We start from the raw sequence: 12,421 nt of genomic DNA, 5'->3' as shown, positions 1-12,421 counted from the left end.
ACGGGATCAATCTGCCTTGATGTTCGCGAGCTTCACAATCCGCGCCCACATCTTCCGCTCGTTATCTCCCAGGGTCGCCAGTTCGGCGCCGCTCATCACAACCGCCTTCGCGCCTTGCTCCTCGGCGCGCTTCTTGAAGCCTTCCGACTCCACCACCTGCTTGATCGCCAGCGAGAGTCGGCCCTGCAGGTCGGCGGACAGTCCTGTCGGCCCATAGACCGCGAACCACGACGACGCCACCAGCGGCACGCCCGTCTCGATGGCAGTCGGCACATTGGGTTGTGCGGCCAGGCGCGTACGGCCGGTCACCATCAGTGCCTTCAGCTTGCCCGCACGGATGTGCGGCAGCAGCGGCGGCGGTGTGGTGATGGTGAAGTCAACCGTGCCGGCCAGCAAGTCCGTGAGTGCAGGGCCCGTTCCGCGGTAAGGGATGTGAACCATGAAGGTTTTGGTGAGGTCTTTCATCAGCTCGGTCGTCACATGTTGCAGTGAGCCATTGCCGCTGGAAGCATAGTTGACTTTGCCAGGGTTCGCTTTGACGTACTTGATGAAGTCCCCGAAGTTGTCTGCCGGGAAGTTGCCGCGCACTACCAGTAGTTGCGGCGCATCGATCAAATGGCCCAGTGGCTTCAGGTTGGTCGCCGGGTCAAAGCCGGGCACCGGCTGGATCAGCGGCGTGATGCACTGGTAGCCCGAGTACTGCACCAGCAGGCTGCTTCCGTCGGTCGGCGCACGCGCCACCATTTGCCCGGCGATGTTGCCGTTGCCGCCGCCGCGATTGTCCACGACCACCGAGGTTTGCAAAATCTTGCCCAGGGGCTCGGCCAACATGCGTGCCGCGATGTCGGTGGTGCCGCCGGCCGCCGTGGGCACCACCAGCGTGATGGGTTTGCCGGCGAGCTGTGCACGCACCGGGTTGAGCCAGGCGGCCGTGCTCAGGCTGGCGACGGTCATGAGGGTTCTGCGGGAAATAAGGGTCATGGTTGTCTCCGGATAGTATTTTTTCGGGGAAGGGCGGCTCAGGCCGGGCAATGCCCGACCAGGTTTTGGCTGAAAGCCGGTGGATCAGTCGATGCGGGCGCCGGAGTCCTTGACGATCTTGTTCCAGCGCGGCAGGTCGCCCTGGATCAACGCAGCAAACTGCGCCGGGCTGGCGGTCATTACGTCGCAGCCTTGAGCCGCGAGCTTGTCTGCCACGTCCTTGCTGGCCAGGATTTTTTCAAGGGCTGCCTGCAGCTTGACGATGACCTCCCTGGGCGTACCGGCGGGCGCCAACAGCCCATACCACGGCGTCGAGCCGAAGCCTGGCAGGGTTTCGCCAATCGTCGGCGCATTCGGCAAGGAGGCCAGACGCTTTTCGTTCACCACGCCAAGCACCTTGATTTTTCCGGACTGCAGGAAGGGCAGCGCCGACGGCAGGCTCTGCACCGACACCGGAATCTGTCCGCCGGCAACATCGGTGGCCGCGGCGGCCGAAGCCTTATAGGGAACGTGCAGCATGTCCACGCCGGCCGCCCGCTTGAACATTTCGCCGATCAGGTGGTTCAGCGTGCCGTTGCCGGCCGAGGCATAGCTGATCTGGCCGGGGCTGGCTTTCGCCCGGGCAATCAGCTCGGCCACCGAATTGGCCGGAAAGGCCGAGTTGGCAACCAGCACATAGCCGGCGTTGGCCACCAGGCCGACCGGCTCGAAATCCTTCACGGGGTCGAAGCCGGTGCTTTTGTAGATGGCAGGATTGATGACGTGCGCGCTGTTGGTCGTCAGCAGCAGGGTGTAGCCGTCGGGCCTGGCTTTGGCCACCTGGGCGGTACCGACATTACCGCCCGCGCCGGGCCGGTTATCAACCAGAAAGGTCTGGCCCATGATTTCGCCGAGCTTTTGGGACACGATGCGCGCAATGGCATCGTTGGCGCCGCCCGCCGCCTGCGGCACGATGACGGTGACCGGGCGGCCGGGATAGGCCTGCTGCGCCGCGGCAGGCAGTGCTGCCAGGCCGGTCATCGCCCCTGCCAGGATGGCGAGATGGTGGAAGAAATTACGTTTTCTCATGTCGTTGTCTCCGGTCATGGTTTTAGGATGCTGTTTCAGGCGGGTTCGGAAATCTCTATCAAATTCAGGTCGGGGTCGCGCACGTAGACCGAGCGGATTTTTTGCGTGGCGCCGGTGCGCAGCACCGGGCCCCCAATCATTGCCCAGTGCTCACGTTCAAGACGGGTGATCACATCGGAAAGAGGCACGTTCGCCAGAAAGCACAGGTCCAGCGCACCCGGCACCGGCAGGTGGGCCCTGGGTTCAAACTCGCGCCCTTTGACATGCAGGTTGATCTTCTGCCCGCCGAACTTGAAGGCCTTGCGCTCTACAGGTGGTGTGCCGCCGGTGAAGGTTTCCAGCGTCATGCCCTGCACGCGGGTGTAGAAGTCCACGCAAGCTGATTCGTCTCCGGTGGTCAGCACCAGATGGTCCAGCTGCCGAATCATGCCGATGCCGTCCTCAATTCGGCCACATAAGGCGGTGGCTCATGCAGGTCAGTGATGCGGCCGGCCTTGGCAACCTGACCGGGTACGTCATGGCCGACGATGCCGGGCATCTGCCGCGCCACGGCCAGCAGCTTTTCAAGGTCCATTCCGGTGTCGTAGCCCATGGCATCGAGCATGTGTATCGCGTCTTCGCTGCTGATATTGCCGCTGGCGCCGGGCGCGTAGGGGCAGCCGCCCAGGCCGCCCAGTGAGCCATCAAACCGCGTAATGCCGCCCTGCACGGCCGCCAGCACGTTGGCCAGGCCCATGCCGCGCGTGTTATGAAAATGCAGGGTCAGCTGCAGGCCTTCAAAGCGCTGTTGCAGCGCTTTCACCATGCGGCTGACCTGCGCCGGGTGGGCCATGCCGGTGGTGTCGCAAATCGTGAGGCCGCGCACACGGTCTGCGCCGAAGGCGGCAAAGCGGTCGCTCCAGCGCAGCACTTCTTCTTCGGGCACTTCGCCCTCCATCGGGCAGCCGAAGCAGCATGAGAGCGAAATATTGATGGGCGTGCGACAGTCGACATGGTGAATCACGTCAGACAGTGCGGCGAAACTTTTCTCGCGCGGCATGCGCAGGTTGGCCAGGTTGTGCGTCTCCGATACCGACATCACCAGGTTGAGCTCGTCGGCGCGCGATTCCAGCGCGCGCTCGGCGCCGCGCAGGTTGGGCACCAGCACTGTGTACTCCACGCCAGGCACGCGGCGAATGCGGCCCATCACCTCTTCGGCGTCGCGCAGCATGGGGATGGCCTTTGGCGAGGTGAACGACGTCACTTCGATCTTGGCGTAGCCGCATTCGCTGAGGGCGTCGACCAGCGCGACTTTGTCGTCTGTCGGGATGAAGTTGGGTTCGATCTGGAAGCCGTCGCGTGTGGCGACCTCATTGAAATGGATCTTGGCCCCCGCGCTTTTCACTTCGTGTAATACGCTGCCCCCCGAGGGGGCTGTGCCTGCTTGGGGCGGCCCGGCGCCGCGCACTGTGCGTTTCATGGTATTCCTGAATCCTTGCCGGCCACGATGCCTTTGTCTTTCAAAGCCTGGATCTGTTCAAGGGAAAGACCAATCTCGCGCAGCACGGCATCGGTGTCCTGCCCTACCTGCGGCGCATTGCGGCGATGCCCGCCCGGCGTGCGCGAAAGTTTGGGCACGATGCCGGGCACGGCCAGCGTGCTTCCGTCGTCCATCTGAACTTCGTCGAGCATGCCGCGCGCCTGGTAGTGCGGGTCGGCCGCGATATCGGCCACGGTGTAAATGCGGCCTGCGGGCACCGAGACCTTGTCGAGCGCCGCCAGCACTTCATCGACCGTGAGGCCCAAGGTCCACTGGCCGATGGCGGCGTCGATTTCTTCCACGCGCGCCACGCGACCGGCGTTGTCAGCCAGCGCCGGGTCGTTGCCGAGATCGCTACGGCCTATGGTGGCCATCAGCCGTTTAAAGATGCTGTCGCCGTTGCCGGCCACCAGCGCATAGCCGCCGTCCTTGCACAGATAGGCATTGCTGGGCGCAATGCCGGGCAGGGCGCTGCCGGCCGCGCCGCGCACCGCGCCAAATGCGCTGTATTCGGGCAACAGGCTTTCCATGCAGTTGAAGACCGCTTCATACAGAGCCACATCGATCACCTGGCCCTTGCCGGAGCGCTGGCGTTCCTGCATCGCCAGGAGGATGCCAATGACGCCGTGCAGCGCGGCCAGCGTGTCGCCGATGCTCACGCCCACGCGCACCGGCACACGGCCTGGCTCGGCCGTCAGGTGGCGCAGGCCGCTCATGGCCTCGGCCACCACGCCGAAGCCCGGCTTGTCGCGGTAGGGGCCGGTCTGGCCGTAGCCGCTGATGCGCAGCATGATGAGGCGCGGGTTCAGCGCCAGCAATTCATCGGGCCCCAGGCCCCAGCCCTCCATCGCGCCCGGGCGGAAGTTCTCGATCAACACGTCGGCGTCAAGCGCCAACTGGCGCACGATGGCCTGCGCTTCGGGGCTCTTCAGGTCCAGCGCCACCGAGCGTTTGTTGCGCGACTGCACCTGCCACCACACCGAGGTGCCGTTTTTCAACAAGCGCCATTTGCGCAGCGGGTCGCCTGCGCCCGGTGTCTCGATCTTGATGATGTCGGCGCCGAAGTCCGCCAGTGTCTTGGCGGCGAAAGGGCCGGCAATCAGCTGGCCGAGTTCCAGTACTTTCAGCCCGGCGAGCGGACCTTGCGCGGTGGAGATACCGGAAGCTGGAGGGTATTTTTCAGGAGAGGGCATGGCGGGCAGTGTGCCGCCGCCAGCTGGTCCCGTCTATTTGCGCTTTGGGGCCTTGGGTTTCGCGTTTTGCGAAGGCAGGGCCTCTTTTGGGCTGAGGAAGTTCACCAGCGAGGCAATACCCGCATCGGGCTGGCCCGCGATGGTGGCTGTCAGCAGGCGGCGCTGGGCCCATGCGTCTGCCAGCGGCCGCCAGCCGAGCTTCATGCTTTTGACCATGGGCAGCGTGGCGGCCTTGGGCAGGATGGCGACGCCCAGGCCAGAAGCCACCATATGGCATACCGCGTCAAAGCTGCGCACCTGCATGCGCAGTTTCAGCAGCCGGTTGGCGGCTAGCGCGGCCTGTTGCTGTTTTTGCAGCATGGCGGCGCCGGCGGTCAGGCTGATCCATTCCTCATCGAGCGCATCGACAAAGGCCAGCGGTGTCTTGCTGCCTGCCAGCGCGTGGCCGGCGGGCAGGATCAGCACAAGTTCGTCTTCGCGGAACAACCGGGTGTCCAGCCCGGTGGTGTCGGGCCCTTCCACGAACACCGCCACATCGGCCCGGCCTTCACGCAGGGTGGCCGCCACGGCTTCCGATACCTGCTCTTCCAGGTCGATATGCACCTGTGGGTACAACTCGCCATAGCGCGCCAGCAGGGGAGGCAAAAACTGGCTGATGGCGGCGCTGCTGGCGCACAGGCGTAAGTGGCGCGCGATACCGCGCCGCAGATCCGCCAGTTCGCTGCCCAACTGTTCCATGGTCTGCAGCAGCGTGAGCCCGTGCTTGACGAAGACACGGCCTGCAGCTGTGGGCAGCAGGCCGCGCGCATGGCGCTCGAACAGCACGTCGCCCAAAGCATCTTCCAGTTCGCGGATGCGCCGGCTGGCTGCTGCCAGCGCCAGGTGCGAGTCGCGTGCCGCGGCCGTCAGGCTGCCTGTCTGGGCGCAGGCCACCGCCAGGCGCACCGACACCAGATCAAACCGGGCGAGGTTGTAGCTCACGAGGGTGCGCCGGAAAACTCAGGCCGCTTTCTTTTTGGCGGTGGCTTTTTTGGCCGCGGGCTTTTTCGCGATCAGGGTGTCCAGGTTTTTCACGATTTCCTCTTCAATCCTGTCCTTGAAGGCGCCGAGCAGGAAGCCCAGTCTGGCCTGGAGCTCGAAGCGGTCTTTCGTAACGGTCAGTGTGCCGCTGACACCTGAACGGGTAAAGCTGACCAGGTCTTCGTTCTGGCCCTCTTCGTAGGTACATTCCATGTCGAATTTCTCTTCGGCCTGTTCGGCCCATGTGAATGCGATCTTGCGCGCGGAGGGCAGGCCCATACCGTGTTCGCGGATGATGTGGATGTCTGCCATGGGTGTCTCTTTCTGTCTTTATAGGTCGAAATATCGCCTGCGACATGCCATGTCCGGCGGAGCAAAAGTGAAGCGTACAACAGTGTCATGCTGGCGTGCTTGCGGCGCTATACTTTATTTTTCCTTTATTCCCCGGTTTTTCCGTCGACCCATGCTTGATTGGCTGCGTTCAAAATACACGAGAAAACCGGTCGGTCCATGGCAGTTGTACAGGGCGGGGCTAACCGCCCAGGCTGCGGATGCCGTTGCACAGGTTCTAGCCGCCGATCCGGCCCACAGCGAGGGCCTGCTGGTCCAGGGGCTGATCGCCGTTGATGCGGGCTCTGCGGCCACCGCGCTTCCCGTTCTTGAGCGGGCCGCCGTGAATTCCCCTTCAGATCCCCGCTTTCAAAATGCACTGGGCAAGGCTTTGTCTGCACTCGGGCGTCACGGTGCCGCCCGCTCCGCGCTTCAACGAGCCATGGGCATGGACCCGGAAAATGCGGATGCAAGACTTCAGCTCGCGCTGATGGCGCTGTCCGGCCGCCGCGAGGACGAAGCCGTCCGGTGGCTCCAGGAAGCTTTGGTACTCGAGCCAAAATTCGCCGAAGCCCATCTGCACCTGGCCAACCTCTGGATGGGTCGCGGAAGTTTTCCGGCTGCTGAAGAGCACTACCGCCAGGCTGTTGCCGTGCAGCCTGCATACGCCGAGGCGCATGCCAATCTGGGAGGGTTGCTGAAAGACCTGGGCCGCAGGGACGAGGCCGCTGTTCATCTCGCACGCGCCCTGCAACTGAAACCTGAACTCACGCCGGCGTCGTTCAATCTTGCCATGCTGCGTATCGATCAGAACCAGTGGGACGAGGCTCTGGTGCTGCTCCAGCAAACGTTGGCCGGGGACGGGCGGCAGGCCGAGGCCCATTACTGGCTGGGCAATGCCCTGATGCGGCAGGGCAGTGCTGCGCAGGCACGTGAGTCTTACAAGGCCGCCATCGCGTTGAACAGCAACTTTGAGCGCGCGCGTTGGGGTCTGGCCATGGCGCAGTTGCCCGCCGTCCCGCAGGCGGCCGACGAGCAGGCAGAGGGTGTTAAAAGTTTCCGGCAGGAAATCCGCAAGCTTGAAAGCTGGATCACCGCACACCGCCCTCCGAATGCGTACCTTGCTGTTGGTGCTCAGCAACCTTATTACCTGGCGTATGTGCCCGGAAACCACCGCGAGGTGGTGGGTGAGTATGGCGCCCTTTGCGTAAAACTCATGCAGCGATGGACGGGCAAAGCGGGATTGCCGCCGCCGGCAAGGTCTGGCGGTGCCAGGTGCCGCATCGGCATCGTTTCTGCGCACATCTGCAGTCACTCAGTCTGGCATGCCATTGTCCGGGGCTGGGTGGAGCACCTCGACCCGGAGAAATTCGAAATCCATCTGTTCCACACTGGAGATCAACGTGATGCCGAAACGCAATGGGCGGCGGCGCGCGTCAACCAGCTGCATCATGCGGTGGGCGACTGGGGGGCTTGGGCCAAGGCGATATCAGGCGCCCGGCTGGATGCCGTGATTTACCCCGAAATCGGCATGGATACCACCTCGCTACGCCTGGCTTCCATGAAGCTGGCCAGGGTGCAGATGGCGGGGTGGGGCCACCCGATCACCACGGGCCTTCCCACCATGGACGCCTATGTCAGCGCTGCTGCTTTTGAGCCTGAAGATGCCGCCAGCCATTACACCGAGACGCTTCTGGCCTTGCCCCGGCTGGGCTGCTGCTACCGACCTTTTGGTACGCGGCCCGGTTCTGTTGACCTTGCCCGATTGGGCATCCTGCCCGGGCAGAAAATCCTCCTGTGTGCCGGCATGCCATTCAAATACGCGCCGGATCGCGATGCCATTTTGCTGGAGGTCGCCAGGCGGTGCGCACCTTGCAAGCTGGTTTTTTTCCGCACCGCGCCGACGCTTTTGTCGGACATGCTGGAAGGCCGGCTGCGCAAGGCGTTTGTGTCGGCGGGCATGAATTTTGACGAGCATGTGCGGTTTATTCCCTGGCAGTCCCAGGCAGACTTTTTTGGCTTGCTCGACCGGGCGGATGTGTACCTGGACAGCATCGGTTTTTCCGGTTTCAACACCACCATGCAGGCCATGGAAAGGGCAACGCCGATCGTGGCCTGGGAAGGCGATACCCTGCGTTCCCGCTTTGCCAGCGGCATACTGCGCGAAGCCGGCATGAGCGAGTGGATTGCCCGTTCGGGCGAAAGCTATGTGGACAAGGTGGCACAGCTTTGTGCGGATGAATCGCTCAGGCAGCTGTTGAGAAGCCAGATTACCCAAAGAAGGGACGCGCTCTACGATGATGTTGAAACGGTCTCTGCGCTGGGCGCACAGTTGCTGCGGCTGACCTGACCCGGGCCGCATCCCTGTTCAGGGTTTCAGGGCCTTCAGCCGCTCCTCCCTGGGCAGCCTGGCGAGTCGCTTCACTGCATCATAAAACGCTTGCGAGGTACGGCCTTCACGTTCAGGCCGTATTTCGAAGCTGGACCACCGCTTTCGCTCCCATTCATCATGCTGCCTTGTGGTGTGATACTTGGCCTTGGTAGTGCACCACCCTCTTTGCCATGCCCCAAATCTGGCGCAAAGAGCCTCGTCAAACGGGGCGGACAGTTTTTGTCAGGCACGTTTTTGTAACGGTTCCCTCCTTTGAAGAATCCGCATCCCATTCAATTTTGCAAAAGCGCCGACGGAACGACCATTGCCTTCACTGCAACCGGCAGTGGGCCGCCCGTGGTATGGGTCACCCTGCAGTACACCGACAACGACCTGGCGTTGCCCGGACCCGCGAGCAGGCACTGGATGGACGCGCTGGCCGCCCGCCACACCGTGATCAGGCTCGATATGCGGGGGTGTGGGCTTTCGGAGCGCAAGCCTGAGCGCATGTCCCTGGATGCCTGGGTGGAAGACATTGAGGCGGTCGTCAATGCAGCGGGGCTGACGCGCTTTTCCATGGTGGCGGTGTGTACCGGGTCGTATGCAGCAATCGAGTATGCCGCGCGCCATACCGACCGGCTGACACGCATGATGATTTATGGCGGAGCGGTTCGTGGGCGTTTGCGGCGTGAATTGACTGCTGCGCAACGCGACGATGCCATGGCGGCGTTGCAGGTGTATGAATCCGGGCTGGATGGGCGAAGCGAGTTTTCGGTGTCTTTCCGGCGCATATTCACCGCGCAATTTCTTCCGGAGGCTTCGGCCGGGCAGCTTGAAGCCCATGACCGGATCGTCAGCCAGCGCATGAACGGCGCCATCGCTGCCCAGAGTGTCCGGGCCTTTTATGATCTTGACCTCAGCGAAAGCGCAAAGCGGATCGACGCTCCTTGCCTGGTGATGCATGCCCGCCACGACATCTTGTACCCGATGGACGAGGGCCAGAGGCTGGCAGCACTCATTCCTGCCTCACGCTTTGTTCCCGTTGAGTCGCACAACAACATTCCTTTGGCTGAGGAGCCTGCGTGGCCCGGGGTGCGCACCACCGTGCTTGATTTCCTCGCGGGCGGTGAAGGCGCCGCGGCACCTGCCCAGCCTTTCCGGCTGACGGTGCGTCAAACCGATGTGCTGAGGCAGGTAGCGCAAGGGCAGACCGACAAGCAGATCGGACGCACGCTGTCCTTGAGTCCTCGTACGGTTGAAATGCATGTGGGCGCTGCCCTGAAGGCCCTGGGCAGCAAGACGCGGGCTGAAGCAGCGCACCGGGCCGCGCAATACGGGCTCTTTTAGCTGGGTCATGGTCCAGCTTACCTACGGTATGGCTTACCGTGGTTGTATCTTCGGATACCGTAGTTCACACACTGTTCTGCGCCTGGTATGGGTTGGATACTGCCCTCTCGCCAAGCAATACAGGTTCCCTGAAGAATGAAAAACTATCCGCTGCACAGCAGTGAAAAAGAGCGCGAACGATTGAAAATGCAGGCATTGGCGATATTGCCGCTTACCGAGAACATGTTGGCAGGGGCCGGTGTTAAACCCGAGTCGCAGGTTCTGGAGTTGGGCTGCGGAAGCGGCGACGTGACCTTGTTGTTGGCGAGCCGTGTGGGGCCCGGCGGCGAAGTGGTGGCAATGGACCGGGACCAGGCCCAGCTTGACGCTGCCGCGTTGCGCGTCGCTAACGCGGGTTTTCGGAACGTGAAGTTTGTTTTGGCTGAGCTTGACAACTTTGAGCCGGTCCGGACGTTTGACGCCATTGTTGGCCGGTACTTCCTGCTGTATGTCGCAAGTCCCGAGGCCGCCGTTGCACGGGTGGCGAAATGGGTTCGACCGGGAGGGACGCTGGCGTTTCTGGAAATGGATTTTTTCCGCGGTGTGCACAGCAGCATTTGGCCGCCGGCTTCGCCGCAAACACATCAGGCCATTGTGTTCATAGGCGACGTCATGCTGGACGCAGGCATCAATCCGTACATGGCGGCGAGGCTGCCGAGTATTTTGATGCGTTACGGCAGTGTGCAGGTGCAGACATCAGCACCTCAGTATGGTGCACGTTCAATCGAACTGCCCCTGGAGGCGGTCAGGTCGGTCACGCCCATGGCTCGAAAGCTCGGGCGTGCGGACGCGGATCATCACGATGTCGACGCGTTGCTGGCCCGGGAATTGGCGGGCCGGGGCGAGCACACTGTGACCGTGCCGCCCATGTCTGTTGCTGCCTGGGTTCAGCTGGCATGAGGCACGCAGCATCTCCTGTGTGCATTGGCTATCTTGCCGACTACCCGCAGCATCTCGCGGCGCTGGCCGCGTGGCACCAGGCGCAATTCGGCTATCTCAATACCGCGGTCACCCTTGAACAGCGGATGCAAAGGCTGAGGGCATCCGCGCAGAAGGGCACATTGCCGATGACCTTTGTGGCGGTCTGCGAAGACCAGCTCCTGGGGTCGGCGAGCTTGCTGCCACAAACGATTACCCATTCCCACTTGTCTCCCTGGCTGTCCAGTGTTTATGTCGCTCCCGAGCACAGGAACAGGGGGATTGGGTCGGCGCTGGTCCGGCATGTGGTTCGGGAGGCCGCCGGCATGGGCAAAAACAAGATCTACCTGTTTACGCCGAACAGCGAAGCCCTGTATGCCCGGCTCGGCTGGAAAGTCGTCGAACATACGGAACATCAGGGACACCGCCTCACGATCATGTGCGTGTAAGCCTGTAGATACGCCCTCGCCGGATGTGCCGGGATGCTGCCCAGGTTGAACTACTCTTTGGTCTGTCCGGCCTTGCGTGGGTGACTGTGTGCCTGCGCAAGGTTCACCATGTTGTGTTCAAGTGCCTTGCGCCGTTCGTCCTTGGGTAGCCGGGCCAGCTTTTTGACTGCGTCGTAAAACCGTTGCCAGTTACGGCCCTCGCGTTCGAACAAGGCTTCAAAGCCCGGCACCAGTTCGTCATAGGCGGCCTGTGCGCCAAACGAGGCATTGTTGGCGTTCGCCACCCACAGGTCGTAACCGGCAAAGCCGCCCCATGATGCCTTGAGTTCGGCATAGGCGTCGCGAAAGCGCTGGTACGCTATCATTTTGCTAGCTGCTTGCGCAGGTTCTGATTGGGCTGTGGCATCATTTTGATCATAAATTGCGGTCAGTTCGCGGCGCGTGGCCAATGCCAGCGCGCGGAACTGCCGGCGCCGGCCATCGAATACCGCGTAGGCCTTGCGTGCGTCATCGCCGGCCTGCGTGGCCAGCCAGCGCTCGATGCCCAGGCGCTCGACCGCGGTGGCAAACGATTCATTGAACATCGTGTCACCCGGCGCATACACCACCTGGTGCGACAGTTCGTGAAAGATCAGCCGGGCCAGTTCGCCTTCGGGGTAGCCGATGAACGTGTTCAGCAAAGGGTCGCCGCCGGCCCAGTTCATCCAGCCCAGAGTGGAATACGCGGGCACGCCGTAAACGCTGGCTTCCAGGCCTTCGGCCTTGAGCCGCGCCGCTTCGGCGCGGGCGTCGGCCTCGTTGAAGTAGCCGCGGTAGCCTACACAGCCCGTGACCGGGAAGCACCAGGTTTTGAGCGTGAGCGAAAACGCCGGCGCCGCCACCACGTTCCAGACCACGGCGCTGCGGCGCAGGTCGGCATAGCGGCGGTAGCTGGCGTTGTCGGGCAGTTTCAGCTCGGCCACCGCAAAGCTGCGGATGCGCTGCGACAGTTCCAGCCGGCTTTTTAATGAGGCCGATGTTTGCGCATCCCCGAGCCAGTCGTCCACGGGCCGGGCCGCGTTGAGCATCTGCATGTGGCCGCTGACGGACTGCCAGTAATAACCCAGGTCGGCACACCCCGTGAGGCACAGCGCGGCTGCGGCCAGCGCGGCAGCCAGGCCGGTCATTGTCTTGGCGCGCGTTCGGC

Annotated in this window: 12 protein-coding genes; 4 read left to right on the top strand and 8 right to left on the bottom strand. The window is 62.8% G+C overall.

Translation table 11 applies throughout. From position 1 onward, the window contains the following. Positions 1-6: 6 nt before the first annotated feature. The 7 genes from AC1DYR_RS19185 to AC1DYR_RS19155 all read right to left on the bottom strand — a co-directional run bounded on the left by AC1DYR_RS19185 (position 7) and on the right by AC1DYR_RS19155 (position 6,093). A complete protein-coding gene (locus AC1DYR_RS19185; protein WP_477706502.1) occupies positions 7-981 on the bottom strand; it encodes a Bug family tripartite tricarboxylate transporter substrate binding protein in 975 nt (324 codons plus the stop codon). Between the two features lie 84 nt (positions 982-1,065). Beyond that, a complete protein-coding gene (locus AC1DYR_RS19180) occupies positions 1,066-2,049 on the bottom strand; it encodes a tripartite tricarboxylate transporter substrate binding protein (protein WP_477706501.1) in 984 nt (327 codons plus the stop codon). Positions 2,050-2,084: 35 nt separating this feature from the next. Further along, positions 2,085-2,477, bottom strand: a complete 393-nt coding sequence (locus tag AC1DYR_RS19175) for a VOC family protein (protein ID WP_477706500.1) — start codon at positions 2,475-2,477, stop codon at positions 2,085-2,087. Continuing rightward, the gene (locus AC1DYR_RS19170) at positions 2,474-3,508 is read right to left on the bottom strand and encodes a hydroxymethylglutaryl-CoA lyase (RefSeq protein ID WP_477706499.1); all 1,035 of its coding nucleotides are present in this window, start codon (positions 3,506-3,508) and stop codon (positions 2,474-2,476) included. The genes AC1DYR_RS19175 and AC1DYR_RS19170 overlap by 4 nt, the downstream gene beginning before the upstream one ends. Further along, positions 3,505-4,761 carry a CaiB/BaiF CoA transferase family protein gene (locus tag AC1DYR_RS19165; RefSeq protein WP_477706498.1) on the bottom strand — a complete coding sequence of 419 codons (1,257 nt, stop codon included), beginning with the start codon at positions 4,759-4,761 and terminating at the stop codon, positions 3,505-3,507. The genes AC1DYR_RS19170 and AC1DYR_RS19165 overlap by 4 nt, the downstream gene beginning before the upstream one ends. A 33-nt stretch (positions 4,762-4,794) precedes the next feature. Beyond that, positions 4,795-5,742, bottom strand: coding sequence for a LysR family transcriptional regulator (locus AC1DYR_RS19160; RefSeq protein ID WP_477706497.1), 948 nt, complete (start codon positions 5,740-5,742; stop codon positions 4,795-4,797). Positions 5,743-5,760: 18 nt separating this feature from the next. Further along, the gene (locus tag AC1DYR_RS19155) at positions 5,761-6,093 is read right to left on the bottom strand and encodes a polyhydroxyalkanoic acid system family protein (RefSeq protein ID WP_477706496.1); all 333 of its coding nucleotides are present in this window, start codon (positions 6,091-6,093) and stop codon (positions 5,761-5,763) included. On the opposite strand from AC1DYR_RS19155, the gene AC1DYR_RS19150 reads away from it, so the two are divergent. The 4 genes from AC1DYR_RS19150 (at position 5,993) to AC1DYR_RS19135 (ending at position 11,235) form a co-directional block, all read left to right on the top strand. Further along, complete coding sequence (locus AC1DYR_RS19150) at positions 5,993-8,461, top strand: tetratricopeptide repeat protein (protein ID WP_477706495.1); 2,469 nt, start codon at positions 5,993-5,995, stop codon at positions 8,459-8,461. The genes AC1DYR_RS19155 and AC1DYR_RS19150 overlap by 101 nt on opposite strands. 378 nt (positions 8,462-8,839) lie before the next feature. Then, entirely contained in the window at positions 8,840-9,829 is a 990-nt protein-coding gene (locus AC1DYR_RS19145) for an alpha/beta fold hydrolase (protein ID WP_477706494.1), read from the top strand. 135 nt (positions 9,830-9,964) lie between these two features. Next, on the top strand, positions 9,965-10,768 hold the full coding sequence (locus AC1DYR_RS19140; protein ID WP_477706493.1) for a class I SAM-dependent methyltransferase: 804 nt from the start codon (positions 9,965-9,967) through the stop codon (positions 10,766-10,768). 17 nt (positions 10,769-10,785) lie between these two features. Continuing rightward, complete coding sequence (locus AC1DYR_RS19135; protein ID WP_477706492.1) at positions 10,786-11,235, top strand: GNAT family N-acetyltransferase; 450 nt, start codon at positions 10,786-10,788, stop codon at positions 11,233-11,235. Between the two features lie 50 nt (positions 11,236-11,285). On the opposite strand, the gene AC1DYR_RS19130 is transcribed toward AC1DYR_RS19135, so the two are convergent. Next, positions 11,286-12,401, bottom strand: coding sequence for an aminopeptidase (locus tag AC1DYR_RS19130; protein WP_477706619.1), 1,116 nt, complete (start codon positions 12,399-12,401; stop codon positions 11,286-11,288). Between the last annotated feature and the right edge of the window lie 20 nt (positions 12,402-12,421).

This window comes from Polaromonas sp. P1_F9 (assembly GCF_056405615.1).
This window is presented reverse-complemented; position numbering and strand designations above follow the sequence as displayed.

Coding starts and splice junctions, on each gene's coding strand:
- AC1DYR_RS19150 (WP_477706495.1), top strand. CDS start 5,993: ATGTCGAATTTCTCTTCGGCCTGTTCGGCCCATGTGAATGCGATCTTG.
- AC1DYR_RS19140 (WP_477706493.1), top strand. CDS start 9,965: ATGAAAAACTATCCGCTGCACAGCAGTGAAAAAGAGCGCGAACGATTG.
- AC1DYR_RS19165 (WP_477706498.1), bottom strand. CDS start 4,761: ATGCCCTCTCCTGAAAAATACCCTCCAGCTTCCGGTATCTCCACCGCG.
- AC1DYR_RS19155 (WP_477706496.1), bottom strand. CDS start 6,093: ATGGCAGACATCCACATCATCCGCGAACACGGTATGGGCCTGCCCTCC.
- AC1DYR_RS19185 (WP_477706502.1), bottom strand. CDS start 981: ATGACCCTTATTTCCCGCAGAACCCTCATGACCGTCGCCAGCCTGAGC.
- AC1DYR_RS19170 (WP_477706499.1), bottom strand. CDS start 3,508: ATGAAACGCACAGTGCGCGGCGCCGGGCCGCCCCAAGCAGGCACAGCC.
- AC1DYR_RS19180 (WP_477706501.1), bottom strand. CDS start 2,049: ATGAGAAAACGTAATTTCTTCCACCATCTCGCCATCCTGGCAGGGGCG.
- AC1DYR_RS19130 (WP_477706619.1), bottom strand. CDS start 12,401: ATGACCGGCCTGGCTGCCGCGCTGGCCGCAGCCGCGCTGTGCCTCACG.
- AC1DYR_RS19175 (WP_477706500.1), bottom strand. CDS start 2,477: ATGATTCGGCAGCTGGACCATCTGGTGCTGACCACCGGAGACGAATCA.